Origin of the sequence: Methylobacter sp. S3L5C, from assembly GCF_022788635.1 — a bacterium.
Lineage (GTDB): Bacteria > Pseudomonadota > Gammaproteobacteria > Methylococcales > Methylomonadaceae > Methylobacter_C.
This window is the reverse complement of sequence record NZ_CP076024.1, coordinates 1,059,193-1,082,772: the sequence shown is the minus strand read 5'-3', so window position 1 is coordinate 1,082,772 and position 23,580 is coordinate 1,059,193. Positions and strand designations below refer to the sequence as shown.

At 50.0% G+C, this 23,580-nt stretch carries 6 protein-coding genes; all 6 read left to right on the top strand.

Annotation, left to right across the window (positions count from 1 at the left end):
* The first annotated feature begins 27 nt into the window (after nucleotides 1–27).
* The 6 genes from KKZ03_RS04995 (at nucleotide 28) to KKZ03_RS04970 (ending at nucleotide 23,568) form a co-directional block, all read left to right on the top strand.
* Nucleotides 28–10,059 carry a non-ribosomal peptide synthetase gene (locus KKZ03_RS04995; protein ID WP_243220445.1) on the top strand — a complete coding sequence of 3,344 codons (10,032 nt, stop codon included), beginning with the start codon at nucleotides 28–30 and terminating at the stop codon, nucleotides 10,057–10,059.
* Nucleotides 10,056–13,550: an amino acid adenylation domain-containing protein gene (locus KKZ03_RS04990; protein WP_243220444.1), complete on the top strand. Its 3,495-nt coding sequence runs from the start codon at nucleotides 10,056–10,058 to the stop codon at nucleotides 13,548–13,550. Before KKZ03_RS04995 ends, KKZ03_RS04990 begins: the two co-directional genes overlap by 4 nt.
* Before the next feature lie 275 nt (nucleotides 13,551–13,825).
* Complete coding sequence (locus KKZ03_RS04985; protein ID WP_243220443.1) at nucleotides 13,826–18,313, top strand: amino acid adenylation domain-containing protein; 4,488 nt, start codon at nucleotides 13,826–13,828, stop codon at nucleotides 18,311–18,313.
* Between the two features lie 141 nt (nucleotides 18,314–18,454).
* Nucleotides 18,455–20,953, top strand: coding sequence for a TonB-dependent receptor (locus KKZ03_RS04980; RefSeq protein ID WP_243220442.1), 2,499 nt, complete (start codon nucleotides 18,455–18,457; stop codon nucleotides 20,951–20,953).
* Between the two features lie 132 nt (nucleotides 20,954–21,085).
* On the top strand, nucleotides 21,086–22,309 hold the full coding sequence (locus tag KKZ03_RS04975) for a PepSY domain-containing protein (protein ID WP_243220441.1): 1,224 nt from the start codon (nucleotides 21,086–21,088) through the stop codon (nucleotides 22,307–22,309).
* A gap of 47 nt (nucleotides 22,310–22,356) precedes the next feature.
* Nucleotides 22,357–23,568, top strand: a complete 1,212-nt coding sequence (locus tag KKZ03_RS04970; protein ID WP_243220440.1) for a sulfotransferase — start codon at nucleotides 22,357–22,359, stop codon at nucleotides 23,566–23,568.
* Nucleotides 23,569–23,580 lie beyond the last annotated feature (12 nt).

Genomic DNA, 23,580 nt, shown 5'->3' with positions numbered 1-23,580 from the left:
ACTCATTCAACGAGAGTAGGGCGATATATGTTAAACAAACAACACAGTTTTGAGGGCGTCGATGATGATGCATTGCTAGGTAGTGCATCATCCTTGGTTGATATATTGAGGCTGCGTGCGGAACGGCAAACACAATGTACGGCTTACACGTTCCTGGGACATGGCGAATACCCCACTAAATCGTTAACTTATGGCGAACTTGATTTGCAGGCCAGACAGTTGGCCGTCCAGTTGCAGGCTTTGGGTATGCCGGGCGAACGCGCCATCTTACTCTATCCTCCAGGATTAGACTATATTGTGGCTTTTTTCGCCTGTCTTTACGCCGGCACGATAGCGGTATCGGCGTATCCGCCAACCAATGGTCGGCACATGCCGCGCTTGCAAGTGATAATTGATGACAGTCAGGCGGCTGTGATACTCAGCACGCAAAGCGTTGCCAATGCGGTGCGCCAATTTGCAGGCGGCAGTGCTGAGTTGTTAGATAGGCGTTGGCTGATTACTGATGATTTTGACACCGTCGATTCAAGTGCTTGGCGATTACCGACATTGCATAAACATGATCCTGCTTTTTTGCAATATACCTCAGGTTCCACCGGTAACGCCAAGGGCGTGATAATAAGTCACGGCAATCTGATGGCTAATCAGCAATTGATTAAACGGCGCTTCGGCCACAATGAGCAGTCGACGGTTGTTGGCTGGTTGCCACTGTATCATGACATGGGTTTGATCGGTAATGTCATGCAGCCTTTGTATTGCGGAGCTAGCGCGGTTTTAATGTCGCCGATGGCGTTTCTGGAAAAGCCGCTCCGCTGGCTGCAAGCGATCAGTGATTATTGCGCCCACACTAGTGGTGGTCCGAATTTTGCATTTGAGCTATGCACAACGAAAATCACCAATGAAGAAAAAGTGGGGCTGGATCTTAGCAATTGGCGTTTGGCTTTCAACGGTGCAGAACCGGTTAACTCCAAGACCTTGGATCGCTTTGCCGCCGCTTTCGCAGAATGCGGATTCAGTCGTAAAGCTTTTTATCCCTGTTATGGTTTGGCGGAAGCAACTTTGCTGGCTACTGGCGGCGACAAAAATATCGAACCTACCGTGGCGGCATTTTATAAGGCCGGTCTGGAGCAAGGCAGTGTGCGTCCTGCCATTGATGGCGATAAGTTGAGTCGGAGTTTGGTTGGTTGCGGGGCTATCGATGCTAATTTCGGACAGCAGATCCGCATCGTCGATCCAGAGACAAACAAACTGTGCGGGGATGATCAAATTGGCGAAATTCAACTCGGCGGCCCTAGCATCAGTATAGGCTATTGGCAAAATTCAGCGGCCACCAAACAGGTGTTTATCAGTGATGCCGACGGTCAAAACCGTTGGCTGCGAACCGGCGATTTAGGCTTTATTGAGCGCGGCGAATTGTTCGTTTCAGGACGGCTGAAGGATATGATCATAATCCGAGGCCGCAATTATTATCCTCACGATCTGGAATACGCAATCGAAGAGGCGACAGATGCGTTAAACCCAGGCTGTGCAGTTGCTTTTGCGGTGAATGGAGGTGACGGAGAGAAACTGGTTGTGTTGGCCGAATTGAAACGCAACCGGTTAAGGCAACTTGATTACCGGGCCGAGTTTACCTTGATGCGCACTCGGTTGGTCGAGGAATGCGGTATACAGGCCGATACCATCATGCTGTTGAAACCGGGTTCTATTTTAAAAACCAGTAGCGGCAAAATAAGGCGCTCGGCTTGTCGGCAAGCCTTCGAACAACAACAGCTTAAGATTGTTGCAGTTGATGGACTGAATGGCAAAAATCGTGTTCTAGGTTCCGAATCTGGAGATCGGAAACCAGTACAAGCGAGACAAGCCTTATTGTCGGTTGCAGATGCCGAAGGTTCTAGTTTGTTAGCGCAGGCTCTGGCTGGAAAAGCGGCTGCTTTGTCCGGCTTGGCGATCGAAGCTATCGATAGTTCGCAATCGTTGTCGAGTCTGGGCCTGGACTCGCTAAAAGCGGTGGAGCTGAAATATTTTATCGATGAGTTGTTGGCTATCGATTTGCCTGTTGTTCAGTTACTAGGCAATCATTCTTTGGCGACTTGCGCGGAACAGGCGCTGAAGTTGGCGAAATCTGGCGGTGGGCAAATCATCCCTGTGATGGCGGCCGAAGAGATCAACGGCGAGCAGCCATTATCATTCGGGCAGCAGGCGCTGTGGACCGTCAATTGTATAGAAGCAGGCAGTTCGTTGTATAACATGCCGGTTGCAATACATATCCATGCCAAGCTCGATAAAATAGTATTGCATGATGTATTAGCGGCGCTGTTCGAGCGTCATGCGCAATTACGTAGTGGCTTTCGGCTTAGCGAACATACGCGGCCGGTGCGTATTCCTATGGTGAAGACAAAACCTCGGTTGATTAGCGTGAATTGCTTTGACGAGGAGCAACGAAGTAAAAATATCACCGTTTTCGTGTGTAAACCGTTCGATTTAGAACACGACTCGTTACTGAAAGCCGCTTTGTTCAGCTGTGCCGATGATGATCATGTATTGGTATTTTGCGCACATCACATTGTCGTCGATTTTCGCTCTTTGTTGATCCTGTTGGAAGAAATTAAGGCACTTTACCAAGGACTGGTAGCCGGACATGATCCTGAGTTGCCAAAGGTTGTGGCAAATTATGGCGATTATGTCGCTTGGCAATCGGCTTATTTGATGGGCGATCAAGCCGGGCAGGATTGGCAATATTGGCGCGATCAGTTGTCCGGTGATCTGCCGAAACTGGCTCTGCTTACCGGGCGGGAAACGTTGGCTTCACCATCATGCCGAGGCCGTGCGGAAACACTTAATATAGCACCGGATATTCTACAAAAGCTTAAACGATTAGCTGCCGAGCAACACACGACCCTCTATACGCTGCTGCTGACTGTATTCAAAATCCTGCTTTATCGCTACAGCGGCCAGCAGGATATCATCGTTGGTTCACCGACTTTGGGCAGGCCGAAACGGGAATTTGCCGATACCGTCGGTTATTTTGTTAATCCGGTGGCGTTACGCTCGCACCCTGTAGCAGAACAGTATTTTAGCGATTATCTGGCCGAGGTCAATGCCATCGTGCTGGATGCGCAGGCACATCAAAACTATCCGTTTTCTCTACTGGTAGAGAAATTACAACCCGAGCGCGAACATGGGGCGTCGGCGTTTTACAGCGTTTGGTTTGGACTGCAAAGCGGGGCCAGAACTATCTACGATGCTGCTGAATTGGCCTTGGGCATACCGGGTATCGCGCTGGATTGGGCTGGCCTGTCTGCCGAAAGTTATGAGCTAGACGATGTCGCGGTACAATTCGATATGACCTTGCTGATGGCGGAGACCAAGCAGGGCTTGGCTGCCTCGTTCCAGTACCGTAGCGACCTGTTGTCTCATGCTATGGTTTTAAAGTTTATCGGTCATTATCAGCAATTGCTGCACGGCATACTCTCTAAACCCGATAGCCGCTTGTCGGAACTGCCACTACTGAGTATGTTCGAGTATAAACAGTTGGCTGAATGGAATTCAACCGGTATCGATCATCCGCACGGCACCCTGCACAGTATTTTCGAGGATGTTGTTCGGCAACAATCGCAAGCTATTGCGTTGGTTTATCAGCAAAGGCGTCTTAGCTATGCCGAGCTCAATGCGCAGGCCAACCGTTTGGCTCATTGTCTGTTGGCGCAAGGTGCTGGGCCGGAAAAGCGCGTCGCTCTTTGTATCCAGCGCTGTCCGGAAATGGTGATTGGGATATTGGCCATACTTAAAGCCGGTGCGGTGTATATACCTATTGACCCAGCTTACCCAAAAGATCGCCAGACTTATTTACTACAGGATGCCGGTTGCGAATGGCTGTTGACCAGCACTGCGCTGCTGCCTAGCCTAGACTGTGGTGATATGGCGACGATGTGTGTGGATGGTGTTGACGATTATGCCAATTATAGCAGCGATAACCCGGAAATCCCGTTGGATGAAAACCACGCGGCCTATGTTATTTACACCTCAGGTTCGACCGGAAATCCCAAAGGCGTAGTGGTCAGTCACGGCAACCTGATGCATTCGACTTGGGCCAGAGATACCTATTATAAGGAGCCGGTTAGCTGTTATCTATTGCTGTCTTCATTTGCGTTCGACAGTTCGGTGGCCGGGCTGTTCTGGACGCTGGAGCAGGGCGGCTGCCTGTGCTTGCCGGAGGACGACCAGATTAAGGATCCAGCGGCATTGGCGGATTTAATTGCAAGGCATCAGGTAACGCATTTGCTAGCGCTGCCATCCTTTTATGGCTTGCTGTTGAATCAAGCGGGAGTCCAATTGCAAACCCTGAAAGTGGCCATTGTTGCGGGAGAAACGTGCTCAACCGAATTGGTCAAGCAGCACTGTGCGATGTTGCCGCAGGTGCGGTTGTACAACGAATATGGCCCGACCGAAGCCACGGTATGGAGCAGCGTTTATCAGGCAACTCAGGACGACCTGGATAGATCGTTAGCCATAGGTCGTCCAATCAGTAATTGCCGGCTTTATATCTTGGATAGCACCGGAAATTTGGTACCGATCGGCGTGCAGGGCGAACTTCATATCGGTGGTGAGGGTGTGGCACGAGGCTATTGGCAGCGCCCAGAACTAACTGCGGAAAACTTCATCCCTGATCCGTTTAAGCAAAACGGAGGCAGGCTCTATAAAACCGGAGATCTGGCACGTTACCGCCCGGATGGTGCTATCGAGTTTTTAGGTCGTATCGACCATCAGGTGAAAGTTCGCGGTTTCAGAATTGAGTTGGGCGAAATCGAGGTCAGGCTGCTTGAAATATCAGGTATCAAGGAGGCAGTCGTCATTGCACGGGAAGACCAGCCTGGTGACAAACGGTTGGTGGCCTATCTGGTGGCTGCTACGGAGCCTGCTGTCAATACTGCTGAATTGATTAGTACAAAGTCCTCTTCAGAGGGAGAAGGAGAGCGCAATCTTAAGTCAACAGTATCAATCATCAACCTTGATCAGTTAAAAGCCAGGCTCAAGGAAGCGCTGCCGGATTACATGATTCCCACCGCTTTTGTGATGCTGGACAGTATGCCGCTTAGCGCCAACAGTAAGCTGGATCGCAAGCGTTTGCCGCAACCGGATATGAGTGGGATGTCGGCGCAACACTATCAGGAACCGCAAACTCCAGTTGAAAGGATATTGGTCGATATTTGGCGCGAATTGCTGGCTGTCAAGCGCGTCGGGCGGCAGGATAACTTTTTCGAACTGGGCGGCGATTCGATACTGAGTATTCAGGTCGTCAGCCGGGCGAGACAGGCCGGTGTCGTGATCACACCGAAACAGCTGTTTCAGAATCAAACGATAAGTACTTTGGCGGTGGCCGCTGAACAGATACAGCATTTATCTGCCGAGCAAGGGTTGGTGTCAGGTATTGTAATATTGACGCCGATCCAACAATGGTTTTTTGAGCAAAACTTGAGCAACCCCCATCACTGGAATCAGTCATTATTACTGGAAGTCAAACCCGGTCTGACTTCGAATATTGTAGAGGCAGCCCTTAAACAATTACTGAACCATCATGATGCGTTGCGGATGCGGTTTAGTCAACAAGGTGGCGGCTGGCAACAATACCTGTCCGAGGACGAATCCCAAGCTGTTTTCGCACGTATCGATTTATCCGACGTCGCACTAGAACGGCAATCAGAGATACTTGAATCGGCGGCATCGGTTCAGCAAGCGCTACTGCATTTAAGCGTAGGCCCTTTAATGCGTGTGGTCTGGTTTAACTTAGGCGAAGGACGGGGTGATCGTGTCTTGATTGCGATCCATCATTTAATCGTGGATGGTGTGTCATGGCGGATTTTGTTGGAAGACTTGGCTAGCGTTTGTCGGCAATTGATGTCCGGGCGGACACCGGCATTATCAGCAAAAACCAGCTCATTCAAATACTGGTCGGAACAACTCGTTAATCAAACAGGCGCAAGCGACTTGGCATTTGATACTTCCTACTGGCTGAGCCTGAGTCGTAAGACAGTGCCTGTATTCCTGGTAGATGAGCCGACTGGCAGCAACCAGTTTGCAACGGAAGACGAGGTCACGGTTATCTTGAGTAAAGTCGAAACGCGTGCCTTATTACTAGATGCGCCAGCCGCTTATCGCACAACAATAGATGAACTGTTGTTGACCGCGTTGACGCTCACACTGCGTGACTGGATGCACTGTGAATCGGTATTGATCGATTTGGAAGGCCATGGCCGTGAGGACATCGCCAGCGACGTGGATGTTTCCCACACCGTTGGCTGGTTTACCAGCGTTTATCCCATGCTGTTGAACATTTCCAGCGACTCGTTCTTGGGCGACGCGTTGAAATCGGTCAAAGAGCAACTACGGGCCGTTCCGATGAAAGGGCTGAACTACGGCTTATTGCGCTATCTATCGCCAGACAGTGAGATCAAAGCGCAACTGTCCGCTCAGCCCAAAGCGCAAATCATCTTTAACTACCTCGGCCAAATCGACAATGCCATGGCTGCCGATGCGCCGTTCATACTGACCCGTGAAGCGGTCGGTGCAAACTGCGATCCGGCCGACATCCGGGCTCATGAATTCGCCATTATCGGCAGTATTGCCGACGGACGGATGCAGTTAAGCTGGCGGTACAGCCGCGAACGCTACCGTAAAGTTACTATTACAACTTTATCCGAGCATTACATGCAGCATCTTAAAGCGCTGATAGCGCATTGCCTATTGCCTGACTCTGGCAGCTACACCCCGGTCGATTTTCCGTTAATCGCCCTAGCACAATTCGATCTGGATGCCTTGGCCTTGAAACCTCGACAGATTGAAGATGTTTATCCGTTAGCTCCGCTGCAATACGGCCTGATGTTTCATAGCCTATATGCTGCCGAATCAAGCGTTTACTGCATCCAAATCGGTTGCCGCTTACAGGGCGAACTCAATGTCCCGGCATTTAAACAAGTTTGGCAACAGCTAGTAGAGTACCACCCGATTCTGCGCACACGTTTTCATTTCGAGAATCAGGATCAGCCATTACAAATTGTACAAAGAAACGTGCAACTGCCGATCACGGAATACGATTGGTGTGCCTATCCGGTACAAGAGCAAGGACAACGCTGGCAACAGCTACAGGCCGACGATCAAATGCACGGATTCGATTTTACCCGTGCGCCATTGATGCGTTTAAGCTTGGTGCAATGTTCGGATCAGACGTATTACTTTCTATGGAGCTATCACCACATATTATTGGACGGCTGGAGCGGCCCATTGCTGATAAAAGAGCTGTTTTCCGCTTATGAGACGATACAGCGAGGGAATGCAACATTGTCACCGACTGTTCGGCCTTACCGTGACTATATCGCTTGGCTCCAAAATCAAGATATGGCCGCAGCCGAAGCTTACTGGCGATCCGCGCTGAGCGGCTTTACCGCACCGACGCCGTTGCTTGCGGATAACCCGGCGGACAACACGGGGCAACATCCAGTAAGCGATTATGCCAAACACGGCTTGACTTTATCGGCGGAACAGACAGATACATTACTGGTTTTCGCAAAACAGCAGCACCTGACCTTGAATACGCTGGTACAAGGTGCTTGGGGCTTATTACTCAGCCGTTACAGCGGCGAGACCGACATTGTCTTCGGTACTACCGTGTCCGGACGTCCCGCCGAGTTAATCGGCGTCGAGAGCATGGTCGGCTTATTTATTAATAGTTTGCCTTTGCGTCTCAAGATAACGCCAGACAGCATCGTACTGGGTTGGTTGCAAGCGCTGTTTACGCAAAACCAGGACATGCGCAGCTACGAATACACGCCGTTAACGCAAGTCCAGGGCTGGTCTGAAGTGCCACGCGGTACGCCCTTGTTTGAAAGTTTACTGGTTTTCGAGAACTATCCAATCAATCAGGCATTGGCCGAACATGCCGATGGCTTGACTGTCGACGAAATTAGCGTGATCGATCAAACCAATTACCGGTTAACCATCTCCGCATTTCCCGGAACCGAACTGCATCTGGAAATCACCTACGCCACAGACGAGTTCGAAGTCAAAACGGTTAAGCGGATGTTGGAGCATTTGCAATTCCTGCTTGCAGCGTTTATCTTGCAACCGCAAGCACGGTTGTCCGAATTGTCGCTGCTGAGTGCGGCGGATAAACAGCAGATTCTGATTGACTGGAATGCGACAGAAGCCGCCTATCCGAAAGACCGATACATCCACCAATTGTTCGAGGCGCAGGTGGAAAAAACGCCGGACGCTGTTGTGGTGATGTTCGAACAGCAAAGGTTAAGCTATGCCGAATTGAACGCCAAAGCCAATCAACTGGCGCATTACCTGAGTTCTAAGGGAGTCGGACCAGATGTGTTGGTCGGTATTTTCCTTGAGAGGTCGCTGGAGATGGTGATCGGTCTATTGGGTATCATGAAGGCAGGAGGCGCATATGTGCCACTTGATCCCGGTTATCCGCAAGACCGGTTGGACTTCATACTACACGATGTCGATGTGCCGATAGTGCTTAGCCAAGAAACATGCAGGGAAAAAATCGCGGCTTTCACGGTGACTGTTCTGTGCCTGGATAGCGAATGGCATAAGGTGGCAAGTGCCGGTGACGCCAATCTCAACATTCCATTGAGGCCAGAAAATCTGGCCTATTGCATTTACACCTCCGGCTCAACCGGACAACCGAAAGGAACGGGCGTACCGCATCAAGGCATTCTCAACCGGTTGCAATGGATGCAGCAGCAATACGGATTGGATCAAACCGACAGGATATTGCAAAAGACCCCGTACAGTTTCGATGTGTCGGTTTGGGAATTTTTCTGGCCGTTGATGACCGGTGCACAATTGATCATTGCCAGATCCGAGGAACATAAGGATAGTCTGGCGCTGATCAGTACCATCAACCACCGGCAAGTCACGACAATTCATTTTGTGCCGTCGATGCTGCAAGTTTTTATCGATACGCCGGGTGTGGAAAATTGCACGTCGTTAAAGCGCGTTATTTGCAGCGGTGAAGCCTTGCCGGCCGATTTGGTTCAACGCTTTTTGCAAAAACTTCCTGCCGAACTGCATAACCTTTACGGCCCTACCGAAGCGTCGGTTGATGTCAGTTACTGGCCCTGTTTGCCGGGCAGCACTGAAACGGCGATTCCTATAGGTTGGCCTATCGCCAACATTGCTCTCTATATCCTTGACCGGCAACTTAACCCGGTATTAGCGGGTACGCCCGGCGAACTGCATATTGGCGGCATCGGTTTGGGTCGAGGCTACCTCAACCATCCGGGACTGACGGCGGAGAAATTTATCCCCAATCCTTACTGCTCGATTGGTAGCCGACTTTACAAAACCGGCGATTTGGCCCGTTACCGGCCGGATGGCACTATCGACTATTTGGGTCGCAACGACTTCCAGATCAAAATTCGCGGTTTTCGGATTGAATTGGGCGAGATTGAAAACAGGCTTTGTGCTTGTATAGGTGTGCGGGAGGCGATTGTTATCGCACGTGGAGACGGTCATGGCGATAAGCGTCTGGTAGCGTATTTAACTCAAGACAGTGGCAGCGAACTGTCGATTGCCGATCTTCGCGCCGATTTGGCTGTGGCTTTACCTGATTACATGTTGCCGAGCGCCTTTGTTGTTTTGCCTGTGTTGCCACTGACCGACAACGGCAAGCTGGATCGTAGCGCGTTGCCTGCGCCTGACGCAGATTCGGTGATTAGTCATCGTTACGAAGCGCCGCAAGGAGCGATAGAAGTCGCGTTGTCCTGCATCTGGCAGGAGCTGTTGGAACTGGAATGCGTTGGCCGCAACGATCATTTCTTCGAATTGGGCGGACATTCTTTGATGGCGCTTACGTTGGTCGAACGTCTGCGCAGGGAGGGCTGGGCATTGGAGCCTCGAGCCGTATTTGCCAATCCGATACTATCAGCGCTGGCGGCGGCGATAGCTGATAACCAGAGCGATAGCCCAACTTTTGAAATGCCGCCCAATTTGATACCCGAGCATTTCGGGTATTCGTTAAGTAACCCCGTTCTCGAGGAGTTTCGTTTATGAGTTTGCAGGAAGTTTTTGCAACGATGCAGGAAAAAAATATTGTCGTCAGCGAGCTGGACGGCGAGCTCGTCATCCGTGCACCGCAAGGAGCTATGAACCAGGCATTAATGGCTAGACTGAAAGTCCATAAACAGGATTTGCTGGCCGCGCTCAGGAATGGCGTGGTTATGGAAGGGCATACGGCGATACTGCTGAAAATAACCCCGGATATGCTGCCGCTGGTCAGTCTGACCCAGGATGAAATCGATCTGATCGTCGATAGTGTAGCGGAGGGCGCAGCCGGTATTCAGGATATTTATCCATTGGCACCTTTGCAGGAAGGCATATTATTCCATCATTTATTGGAAACCCACGGTGACCCGTATATCACCCGCTCCATCATCGTATTCGATAATCGCACGCGTCTCGACGCCTTCTTGGGCGCATTGCAGACGGTGATCAACCGGCACGACATATTGCGTAGTTCGGTGCGTTGGGATGGGCTGTCGCAGCCGGTGCAGGTAGTGCATCGTCATGCATTGCTGCCGGTTGAGGAACTGGCGTCGGTTGAGAAAGACCTGATACAACAGTGTTTGCTGGAACGCACAGATCCACGGCAGCTCAGGATGAATTTGCAGTACGCGCCGTTGCTGGCTGGGTATGCGGTTCAGGATAGCCAATCGGATGAATGCTGGTTTGCGATGCTCAACCATCATATGGTGGACGACAATTATACGCTACAGCTGATTTTGTCGGAAATCCGGCTGTTGCTTAGCGGCTTGGACGAGCAATTGCCGCCGATACAGCCGTACCGGAATTTCATCGCCCAAATGCGGGCGGATTCCCCGGCGGATCATGAGAGTTATTTCCGTCGGCAACTCGGCGACATTGATGAATCGACTGCACCATTCGGACTGCTTAATGTGCAAGGTAGCGGCGGACAGGTTTTTGAAGCCGTTTTGTCGCTGGAGTCTGATTTGGCGCAACGCATACGTAACAGTGCGCGGCAACACAGTGCGACTCCGGCCAGCTTGTTTCATCTGGCTTGGGCTTTGGTAGTGGGGCAATGCAGCGGCCGTGTTGATGTTGTTTTCGGTACCGTGCTATCCGGCCGGTTGCAAGGCGGTGGTGCCGGAGCGGATAAGGCGGTGGGCCTGTTCATTAATACTTTGCCGATACGGATTTCGTTGAACCGGACGGTGCGCGAATTGGTCGGAATCACTCATCTCAACTTGAACGAGTTGTTGATGCATGAGCAAGCCTCGCTGGCATTAGCCCAGCGTTGCAGCGCAGTGCCTGCTTCGGTGCCCCTGTTTACCGCGCTACTGAATTACCGGCACTCGAACATGATTGTCGCATCGGATCAATCCGCATTGCTCGAATGGGAGGGCATGCGCGTGATAAGCAGCGAAGAACGCACCAATTATCCGCTGACGCTGTCAGTCGATGATTTGGGGCAAGGCTTTGGCTTGACCGTACAAAGCATCGGCGGGATTAATCCCACGCGGATTGCCGTATATTTGCGTACCGCCATCGAAGGTTTGGTAACGGCGCTTGAGCAAAAGCCGCAGCAGTCGGTGGATTCGATCGGAATCCTGTCCGAGATTGAGCGCAAGCAAGTTCTGTTCGATTTTAATGACACTGCCGTTGACTACCCTGTCGAAAAAAGTTTGCATGCGCTGTTCGAAGTACAGGTAGAAAAAACACCGGATGCAGATGCAGTGGCATTTGCAGGGCAGTCCTTAAGCTATGGCGAACTGAATGCCAAAGCCAACCAATTGGCGCATTACCTACGCGGTAAAGGCGTAGGGTCTGAGGTTTTAGTCGGCCTTTGCGTCAGGCGTTCGATGGAAATGACGGTCGGCATTTTGGGCATAATGAAGGCGGGCGGCGCTTATGTGCCAATTGACCCCAATTATCCCGAGCAGCGCATCGCCTATATGCTGGATGATGCGCGGATTACCGTGCTGCTTACCCAACAAACGTTGGCGGAAACATTGCCGCACAGCGCAAAGCACACGATTTGCCTGGACAGCGATTGGGCGGACGTTGCCGAATATTCAGCGGATAATCCGGTCTTAAGCAATCATCCGCTTGATCCGGCTTATATCATTTATACCTCCGGCTCCACTGGGCAGCCAAAAGGCGTGACTGTCTCGCACGGCAACGCCGTGCATTCGACAATCGCGCGCTTTGTAGCTTACCGGGAACCGGTAAGGGCCTATTTGCTACTGTCTTCGTTTGCTTTCGACAGTTCGGTGGCCGGGCTGTTTTGGACATTGGGGCAGGGTGGTTGCCTGTACCTGCCGTCGGATGAGGCCGCCAAAGACCCGGCAGTCTTGACGGACATCATTGCAAACCAGCAGGTGTCGCATCTGCTAGCCTTGCCGTCCTTTTACGCCTCGCTTCTCAAGCAACCGGCAAGCAAATTACTAACCCTGAAAACCGCCATCGTTGCCGGGGAAGCGTGTCCGGCCGAAGTCGTTAAACAACACTACGCGGCCTTGCCGAATGTGCCGTTATACAACGAATATGGCCCTACTGAAGCGTCGGTATGGAGCAGCGTGTACCAGACGGGGTCGGACGATACGGACAGGCCGATAGCTATAGGCAGACCTATTGCCAATGCCCTGCTCTACATCCTGGATCGCAGTGGCAACCCGGCACCGATCGGCGTACAGGGCGAACTTTATATCGGCGGCGCAGGTGTGGCGCGGGGTTATTGGCAACGCCCCGCGTTGACGGCAGAAAAGTTTATCCCGGATCCGTTTCAAGCCAATGGCGGCAGACTGTACAAGACCGGAGACTTGGCGCGTTACCGCCCGGACGGCAATATCGAATTTTTAGGTCGTATCGACCAGCAGGTGAAGATTCGCGGATTCAGAATAGAGTTGGGGGAAATCGAGGCCAAGTTGATTGGCCATCCCAGCGTGGCTGAGATTGTCGTATTGGCGCGGGAAGACCAGCCTGGAAACAAGCGACTGGTGGCTTATGTCATTGCCCGAGATAACGCGGCGTTAACGGAAGATGTCTTGCGTGATGCAATCAAGCAAAGCGTGCCGGATTATATGCAGCCGTCGGCTTATGTGTTTTTGGATGAATTTCCTTTGACCGCCAACGGCAAGGTCAACCGAAAAGCGCTACTCCCGCCCGATAGTTATGTCGCGGCTATTGATGGTCGCCCGGTCGATAAACCTGCCGATCCTATTGAACAGGCTTTGGCGGCTATTTGGATGGAACTGCTAGGTATAATGGCTGTCGGTGTAAACCAGAATTTCTTTGATTTGGGCGGTCATTCGTTATTGGCGATCCAGGTTGTATCACGCATTCAAGAGCATTTCGGCATTGAACTGGCGATGGAGGATATTTTTCAGAACACCACGATTAAGGAATTGGCTGGCTTGGTTATGCAAGCGCAACTCGGGCAATTGGCCGATGAGGATATGTCTGCGCTGTTGGAGGAAATGGAGCGGCTCAGCGACGAAGAGGCGGACATGATGCTTAAGGGGTAGTGGCGCGTCCGGGTTGCGCTAACGCGACCAGCCATCGTTCTCACGCTGGAGAAACGGTCAAAGTATTAGCTTTTATAAAAAATAAAAAATAACCACGAAGAACACGGAGTTTTTAATGCATTGAATTAATATTGTTATTTTCTCAGTGCTCTTCGTATTCTCCGTGGTAAATATTTTTTAGCCAAATTTGGATATTACTTTCACAGTTTCTGGAGCATGGGAACGATAAACGATAAATAAAATCGAAATAAAGGATAGCCATAGGAAACCCAGTTATGAACAGCACTGCTGAACGAATCGAAAATCTATCCGAACAGAAACGGGCGCTACTTTCCAGTCTGTTAAAAAATAGGATCAAAGTTAATGGGCTAGCCATTCCGAAACGGCCTAAGGAAGACGGCTCACCTTTGTCCTTTGCTCAGGAACGCATGTGGTTTCTGGCGCAACTCGATCCTGAAAACCCGAATTACAATGTGGCGGGAGCGATTCAGGTTTCCGGCAAGCTGAATGTCCCGATACTGGAACAGTGTGTCAACGAGGTCGTACGCAGGCACGAAGTATTGCGCACGACATTTAGAGCTGTGAACGGACAGACTGAACAAGTCTTGTTAAGTCATAGTCGGGTTCCTCTGTCGTTGTCGGATTTGAGTGCTTTGCCGTTGCCAGACAAGGATAAAGAACAAGACAGGCTGATAATGGCTGAGTTGCAAAAGCCGTTTGTGTTGGGCGGGACGGAGCCATTGTTGCGCATGACGCTGTTACTGAAAGACACGCAGGAGTTTGTGCTGTTGCTGAGTATGCACCATATAGTTTCCGATGAATGGTCGCTACGTTTGCTGGTCGGCGAAATCGGGCAGCTCTATCAATCCTTTATGAAGGGTGGACAGTCCTCGTTGCCGGAACTGGCCATTCAGTATGCCGATTACGCCAGCTGGCAACGCTCCAATGCGCAGGGTGAAACACGCGACAAGCAACTGTGCTACTGGCTGGATTTGCTGTTCGGCGCGCCGCAAGTTTTGGCATTGCCGACGGATTTTCAAAGGCCGACTGTCCAGACTAGCCGAGGAGCAAATTATTCGCTTGTATTGCCGCAGGAATTGAGTGACGGAATTATGCGGTTCGGCAGGAGCTTGGACATGACCCCATTCATGACCTTGATGGCGGCTTTTGCATTATTACTGCACCGTTACACGTCAATGGACGACCTGTGTATAGGTTATCCGGCCACTAACCGCAATAAGCCCGAACTGGAAAAACTGATCGGTTTTTTTGTCAATACTTTGGTGATGCGTTCGCAGTTGAACGGCAACTCTCGGGTCGAAGATTTCTTGACTCAAGTGCGACGTAACTTGCTGGATGCGCAAAAATACCAGGATTTTCCTTTTGAGCAGTTGGTCGAAGAGCTTAACCCTGAACGAAACCTGAGTCTGCACCCGGTTTTCCAAGTTATGTTCAGTTATCAAAATAGCCCGTTAGACTTGCCTGAGATTCCCGGTTTGAACGTTCAGTTGATGGGGGAGGAAAGTGTCACAGCAAAGTTCGACCTGACTTTACTGATAGTAAAAACAGCCGACAGCATGGCGCTTACGTTTGAATACAGTACGGAACTGTTCGAAGAGCAGACCATTGCCCGCATGGCTGGGCATTTTGAAAACTTGCTGGCAGGTATGGTGAGTCAACTGGGATGCCGGGTTTCAGAATTACCATTACTGACCCAAGTTGAGCGCAAACAGGAGCTGTTAGACTGGAACGACACTGCGGCGGATTATCCTGCCGAACAAAGTCTGCATAATTTGTTCGAAGCGCAGGTTAAAAAAACACCGGGCGCAACGGCGGTGGCATTTTCAGGACGGATGCTAAGCTATTCCGAACTCAATGCCAAGGCTAACCGACTGGCGCATTGCCTGCGTTCCAAAGGCGTTGGGGCGGGGGTGTTGGTCGGCCTTTGCGTCAGGCGTTCGATCGAAATGACGGTCGGCATTTTGGGCATAATGAAGGCGGGCGGCGCTTATGTGCCAATTGACCCCAATTATCCCGAGCAGCGCATCGCCTATATGCTGGATGATGCGCGGATTACCATGTTGCTTACCCAACAAACGTTGGCGGAAACATTGCCGCACAGGGCAAAGCACACGATTTGTCTGGATAGCGATTGGACGGACGTTGCCGAATATCCGTCTGATAATCCGGTCTTAAGCAATCATCCGCTCGATCCGGCTTATATCATCTATACCTCCGGTTCCACCGGACAGCCCAAAGGCGTGATGGTCTCGCACCGAAACGCAGTGCATTCGACAACCGCGCGCTTTAAAAGCTACCGGGAGCCGGTACGCGCTTACCTGTTGCTGTCCTCGTTTGCGTTCGATAGTTCCGTGGCTGGATTGTTTTGGACATTGGGGCAAGGCGGTTGCCTGTGTTTACCGAACGATGACGATGCCAAAGACCCGGCGGCTTTGGCTGACATTATTTCAGACAGGCGGGTGTCGCATCTGCTGGCCTTGCCCTCTTTTTACGCCTTGCTGCTTAAACAACCGTTAACCAAGCTGCAAACCTTGAAAACTGCCATCGTTGCGGGAGAAACTTGTGCAACTGAAGTGGTCAGGCAGCACTACGAGGCCTTGTCAGAGGTGCCGCTTTATAACGAATACGGCCCCACCGAAGGCTCGGTTTGGAGCAGCGTTTATCTGGCGGGCTTAAACGATCTGGACAGGCCGTTAGCCATAGGCCGGCCAATCAACAACGTCCGGCTTTATATCCTGGATCGTAACGACAACCCAGTTCCGGTCGGCGTACAGGGCGAGCTCCATATTGGTGGCGAAGGTGTAGCGTGCGGCTATTGGCGGCGTCCCGAACTGACGGCGGATAAGTTTATCCCAGACCCGTTCCAGGTGGATGGCGGCAGGCTGTATAGAACAGGCGACCTGGCGCGTTACCGCTCGGATGGTAATATCGACTTCTTAGGCCGTATCGATCAGCAGGTGAAAATACGCGGTTTCAGGGTTGAGTTGGGGGAAATCGAAGCGAGCTTACTTGAGCAGCCTGGTGTTGCTGAGGCTGTCGTTATGGTTAAAAAAAATCGGGCCGGAAATAAGCAATTGGTCGCTTATGTTGTCGGCAGTGCCATACTGACGGCGGATGCGTTAACGGAAAATCTTAAAGCCTCATTGCCGGACTATATGTTGCCGGGCACGCTGGTGTTTTTGGAGCGGATGCCGTTGAGCGCAAACGGCAAAATCGGCCGTAATGCCTTGCCTGAGCCGGATCGGGATAATGTTGCAAACAAGCGCTACACAGCACCTGTGACAGCAACGGAAATAGCCCTTGCGGCGATTTGGCGCGAGATACTCGGCGTTGAAAGAGTCGGCAGGCACGACGAATTTTTTGCCTTGGGGGGACACTCGTTGCTGGCGACGCAACTTCCACTTTCAGTGCAACAACAGTTCGGTATTCAATTGCCGTTGAAACGCTTTTTCGAGCTGCCGACATTGGCGGGGCAAGCGAGGCTAATAGACACCGGCGATAGCGGGGAAGTTGCTATTAATCTTGACGCCGAAGCCGCGCTGGATGTGGGGATTGTTCCATTGCCGTCCGCACCAATTATCATGGCGGCGGCGAAAGCGCTGTTTTTGACTGGAGCGACCGGTTTTCTCGGGGTGTTTTTGCTGGCGGAATTGCTGGGGCAAACTCAAGCCAAAGTCTATTGCCTAGTCAGGGCTGGCGACGAGCAACAAGCCTTGGCCCGATTGCAAGGCCAAACCGGCTATTACGGTTTGCAAGAAGGCATCGATTGGAGCCGGGTCATCGCGGTATGCGGCGACTTGTCCGAGCCTCGGCTGGGGCTGTCCGCAATACGCTATGAAGAAATAGCCGGGCAGGTTGAAGCAATCTACCACAACGGCGCGTTGGTCAACTTTATCCAGCCATATCAGGCCTTAAAAGCCGCCAATGTGTCGGGGACCGAAGCGGTTCTATGGCTAGCCGGTCATCGCAAAGCCAAAGCCATTCATTATGTTTCGACCTTGTCGGTATTTGGCGATGCGTCCCATCATCCGCAAGGCCATCTGGAAAGCGATAAGCTGGAATCCACCGCCAACTTGGGCAACGGTTATGCAGAAAGTAAATGGGTTGCGGAAAAATTGATTGGTTTGGCCGGGGAAAGAGGCTTTCAAACCACAGTTTATAGGCCTGCCACCGTTTCCGGTGACAGCCATAGCGGTAGCTGGAATACTGAGGATTTTATGTGCCGCTTAATTAAAGGATGCCTGCAAATGGGCTGTGCGCCTGTTGAACGCGTGCGTATGGATATTGCGCCGGTCGATTACATAAGTCGGGCCATTGTCGCGTTATCGTTGCAGCCGGATTCTGTTGGCGCTTGTTTCCACTTGAATCATCCCTTCCCGCCTTATTCCGATGAGCTGGTCGACGGCTTTAGCCGGGTGGGTTACCGCTTGGCACGCATCCCTTATCGCGACTGGGCGGATAAGGTGCTGGAGACCGGCAAGAGCGATGAACAGGATTTTGCCTTGTTGCCGTTTCTGTCGATGTTTTCGGAGCAGGGTCGGGATGAAGATCAGCCGGAGTTATCGGAAGAGCCGATCGTCCGCTACGATTGCGGCGTGACACGAGCCGTCTTATCTAAGCTAGGTATTGACTGCGCGTTGCTGGATAGTGGGTTATTGGCGCGTTATCAGGAATATTTTCTGCGTAGCGGCTTTATTCTGGAGCCGGAGCATTACAACGCGGAATTAATGTCAATAAAATGAATTTTAAGATGAGGTAAATTTCAAGTTCGCTCGTCTCCTTTGGGTAAACGCATAGCTTGTACTAACAACTCTATCGGCAAGTAATAAGTTCGGTTTTTTAGGAATTAACCCAAGCACGAAACGACTAAGGAAAATTTTAGAATGATTAATAAAAAGAAAAATGTTTTGTCCGGTGAAATTGCGCTTAATCCCGGAAAAAAGCTCAAAGGATGTTTCGTAAAAGGGGTTTTTATTTTGACGTGTTGTTACGCTGTTCCGGTACTATCGGATGCAGACAAAGCCCAAAAAATTCAATTTAACCTGCCTTCTGCTGATTTGGCTTCGGCATTGAACCGTTTCGCAGAGCAAACGGGCATGGAATTAAGTTATCCCACTGCTATGGTAGCCGGCTTAAAAGCCAAGCCGCTTAAAGGCGGTTACAGTATACAAGAAGGCATGAGCGAACTGTTACAGGGAACCGGCCTGACCTATCGTATGACCGGAGGCAATAGCGTGACTTTGCAGAAAGTGACTAATACGGATACTAAATCAGATAGCGTCACCTTGAAAGAAATGACGGTAACCGGGGAGAGTAAATACGACGCTACCGATCCTTATGACAATCATTATGCAGTTCCCAATTCCAGTTTTGCAACCAAAACCGACACGCTGATTATGGAAACGCCGCTGAATATTCAAGTACTTCCGAAAGCGGTGCTTGATGATCAACAAGCTACCAGAATTGATCAGGCGGTAAAATTAGTCAGCGGTGTGACTACCGGTCAAGGTGCTGGTGGGCTTTCTGATCAAATTACCATTCGCGGTTTTTTTAACAATAATTACTTTCGTAATGGCATGCGAATTGATACTAACGGGGGCTCAGACGGAACGCGCGCCATGGCGAACGTACAAAGCCTGGAAGTCCTCAAAGGGCCGGCGGCAATGCTGTACGGACGGGTCGAACCGGGCGGAATGGTTAATGTCGTCACTAAAAAGCCATTGGAGACTGCGTATTATTCGGTACAACAACAAGCCGGATCCTATGATTTCTATCGCACCAGTATCGATGCGACTGGGCCTTTGACCAACAATAAGGACTTACTGTATCGGATGAATGTTTCCTATGAAAACAGCGGTTCGTTTCGCGAGTTTGTCGATTCCGAAAAAGTATTTGTCGCGCCGGTCTTGCAATGGAATATCAGTCCGCAGACACAAGCAATCCTGGAGATGGAATACCGTCACGAAAATAATAGTTACGATCCGGGGGCAGGCGCTTTAATCATTGATGGGAAAAGAGCTAACGGTACCTGGATTAACCCGCGTCTGGCGAAAATCCCCCGCGAACGGAATTTGATAGAGCCAGACAATAAAAATCCTCTCGATAATGAATTTATAGGCTTTAGTGTGAACCATCAATTCAATGACGATTGGACGTTGTCCGAGCAACTCGGCATCAATCTATTAGATAGAACGCGGACAGCCATGAATTCCGGAGCTTTAAACGCCGACAAACGCACACTGAACAGGCAATTGCTTACCAGCGACTTTTATACCAACGACAGTTATTTCACCACAACCAATTTGACCGGCCATTTCGACACGTGGGGCCTTAAACACACCTTGTTGGTCGGCGGCGATTATTACCTTCAAGATGAAAATTCCGTCGGCTACAGCAGCACCGTTCCAAGCACTATTGACATTTACAATCCCGTCTACACAGGCCTTCCGGCTGTAAACCCAACGACGCGCGCCAGCCAATCGTTTCACTCGACCACGGATTTGTACGGCATCTATTTGCAGGATCAAATTAAGTTGCCTTATAACGTTCATGTCATGGGTGGTTTCCGTTACCAGTATGTCGAGCAATACAATGTTCTTACCAAGCATATCGGCCAAAAAGCCGATGCGGTAACGCCGCAGGTGGGGTTGCTTTGGCAACCCATAAAATGGCTGAGCCTATACGGAAACTATGTGGAGAATTTCGGTGCCACCAATGGCCAGGGACAAAACGGTACTTTTTTACCGCCGCAAACGGCTCAGCAATGGGAAGGTGGATTTAAAACCTCATTTTTCGATGATAGGTTAAGTACCACCATTGCTTACTTTAATTTGACCAAGCAAAACATTCCTACTATCGATCCTGCTAATCAGACCTTCAGCATTGCAACCGGCGAGGCGCAAAGCCGCGGCGTAGAAGTTGATGTTAGAGGAGAAATTTTACCGGGATGGAACGCTATAGCCACTTATGCCTATACCGAAACCGAGGTGCTTAAAGAAAACAACCCTAACAGCATCCCGGTTGGTAGTCCACTTAGAGGTATTCCTAAAAATACATCTGCCTTATGGACGACTTACGATTTTCAGCAAGATTATCTACGTGGTTTTAAGGTAGGTGCAGGGGTGGACTTATACAGCTCAAGAAAAGCAACTTTCAATTATCAAGATTTTGATTTTGCCGGGTATGGCGTTGTTAATCTGTTGGGTAGCTACACACGGAACGTGGCTAAAACGAAAGTAACTCTTCAATTAAACGTCAACAACCTGCTGGATAAGGAGTATATCCACGATGGTTTTATTCAATCCAATTCTCCGACCCTGCAAACCCGGACTACCTGGGGTACCCCAAGGACACTGATGGGATCGGTGAAGGTCGAGTTTTAACCGGTATAGCTGGTATGTTTTAGGTAATGTCGAGAAGTTTATTTCTCGGCATTACTGAGCATATCTACTGTGTCAGTAGTTACCTTAAAAAATCATGTAACAAGCTCTTGAGGATTTTCTATGCTTAGCGCGATGACGATACCGAAAATCGATGCCCATCTGGCCAAACTCAAAGCGCGGCGTAAATTGTGGTTGTCTGTACATTTGTATCTCGGCTTAATTGCCGGTGCGATTTTGGCCGTGGTCGGCTTGACTGGCGGTATGCTGGTATTTTACCAGGAAATGCAGGAAGCTATAAATCCTGAGCTGGCTATGGTTTCGACTCTACCGAAAAACCGGACAAAATTACAGAGTTTGGATGACATCGTAGCTGCGGCAGAAAAAGCCAAACCGCAAGGTAGTCGTTTTTTTAAGTTGTATTATCCCCGTCAGTCCGATATCGCCTATAAGCTGCTGTATTTTGTCAGGGACGCAAACCAGGTGAACAACGGCGACGGCTATTACATCTTTGTCGATCCTTACGCCGCTCAGGTTCAGGGAGTACAACTCTGGCATCCCCACGACAAATACTGGGGCCGGCCTTTCGTCAGTTTTATAATGCAACTGCACTGGTGCTTATTGCTAGGCAAAAGCGGCGGCATTATCAACGGCATTTTGGCGGTGTTATCGATCTTTTCTTTGTTGACAGGTCTGATCGTCTGGTGGCCGTTGACCAGAAAATTCAAGCAGGCTTTAGCCTTCAAGCGCAATGCTAGCGCAGTGCGATTTAACTTCGATCTGCATAAAACTATCGGTTTTTATTCGGCCGTCGTATTGTTGTCGGTATTTTTTTCCGGGATTTACTTTAATTTGCCGGATCAGGTCAATGTGCTGATTAAGTTGTTCTCGCCGATCAAACGCCCTAATGCCTTTAGCTCTATCCCGTTAGAGATTCGTAGCGATCCGCAAGCGGGTCGACAGGCAATTAGCGCTTCGGAAGCGGAAGCCATTGTGCAGAAACGCTCTCCTGCTGGTAAGTTATGGATGCTTATTGCCCCGAACAATAGTACGGATGCCTATAAGATCATGAAAAACGAGGTAACCGAGGTAAGTCGGTTTACTGGTTACCGTGATTTTGCTATCGACCAATACAGCGGCGAGATACTCAAGGTCTACGATAGGGGAACCGGCAGTGTCGGTGATGCTTTCCTGGACTGGCAATGGCCGTTGCACAGCGGTCATGCTTTTGGTTGGGCGGGACGAATTCTGGTGTTGATTGCCGGACTGGCTTGTCCGGTTTTGTATGTGACCGGAGTGATACGTTGGCTGCAAAAGCGAAAAGCCCGGAAAAAAATGGCGGTTATGGCTGGTGATTGAGACAACTATGCTGCATTGCATAAAAAGGTTAACAACAATACGGTGAAATGATGGATAAAAATCCTTCCCCAATATTTATTCTTTCATGTGAAAGATCAGGGTCAACAATGCTTCGTTATATTGTTGATACCCATTCAAAGATTGCCAGTCCCAGTCACTTATACCTAGGAAGTTTGCTGGAAAATCTAAACCGTATGGTATTCGGAACTATTGCTCAGATACATTTTGGCTTGGACGAAGAAGCACAAAAACAGTTTGCAGTAACTGAAACGCGGAACATGGTTGACAATATAATGTCCCGCTATACAGAGGCTAAAGGTAAGCAATTCTGGTGCGAGAAAACGCCGATGAATTTGGATTATTTATCCATATTGGACAGCCATTTTCCAGACGCTAAATATATCTGTCTTTATCGGCATTGCATGGATGTGGTCCATTCCAGTATTAATTTGAGCAAGTATCGCTTCCTTCCCGAGCATGTGCCTTTCGTGCATAAAAATCCTGGGAATATTATTGCTGCCATGACCGAGAATTGGTTGGAGAAAACCGCAAGGCTTTTGGCGTTCGAAGCGGCACATTCGAAGTGTTGCTTCCGCGTCACCTATGAGTCCATTGTCATGCAGTCCGAAGAAACGCTAAGGCCTTTGTTCGAATTTTTAGAGGTTGATTGGGAAGACGGATTGGTGGAGAGAGTTTTTCAATCCAAGCATGATGTAGGTGAGGGCGACGGTAAAGCGGCTTTATCAAGCACTATTCGGCAAAACGCGGTAGGTAAAGGTTTGGAAGTGCCGCGTTCGGGAATTCCAAATCAATTTTTAAAAGAAATCGACAATTTGCTTAATGAATTGGGCTATGACTCGTTGGATGCTTATTATTCAAATAGTACCCAAATTGTGCCACATAAATTTGAAGCTGATAGAACTGATGTCGATGCTATCACCGATCTATTTGAAAACCGTTTTCAGAATGTAATCGATATGAACAGAGCGCTATATCCGATGCTTGATGGTATGTGGAAAATAATGATTGATGGGCGGACGGACAAGACATGGTGTATAGATTTTTCGAATCAAAAAGGAGTGATTAAGCGGGATGATTTATTAGCGGATTTTAAGCTTTCCCTTTCAGGAGCTTTGCTGATGGACATGGTCAATGGCCGTAGAGACGCGATAGAGGCTTTTATAAGGGGTGAAATTCAAACAGATGGAATTAACGATGAAACACAGCTAATTAGTTTTGGGCGCTTACTTTTTTCCTGAGTTTTAGATGGG

What these genes read in the sequence shown, in the direction of transcription:
- KKZ03_RS04995 (WP_243220445.1), top strand. Translation starts at nt 28, where the DNA reads ATGTTAAACAAACAACACAGTTTTGAGGGCGTCGATGATGATGCATTG.
- KKZ03_RS04990 (WP_243220444.1), top strand. Translation starts at nt 10,056, where the DNA reads ATGAGTTTGCAGGAAGTTTTTGCAACGATGCAGGAAAAAAATATTGTC.
- KKZ03_RS04985 (WP_243220443.1), top strand. Translation starts at nt 13,826, where the DNA reads ATGAACAGCACTGCTGAACGAATCGAAAATCTATCCGAACAGAAACGG.
- KKZ03_RS04980 (WP_243220442.1), top strand. Translation starts at nt 18,455, where the DNA reads ATGATTAATAAAAAGAAAAATGTTTTGTCCGGTGAAATTGCGCTTAAT.
- KKZ03_RS04975 (WP_243220441.1), top strand. Translation starts at nt 21,086, where the DNA reads ATGACGATACCGAAAATCGATGCCCATCTGGCCAAACTCAAAGCGCGG.
- KKZ03_RS04970 (WP_243220440.1), top strand. Translation starts at nt 22,357, where the DNA reads ATGATGGATAAAAATCCTTCCCCAATATTTATTCTTTCATGTGAAAGA.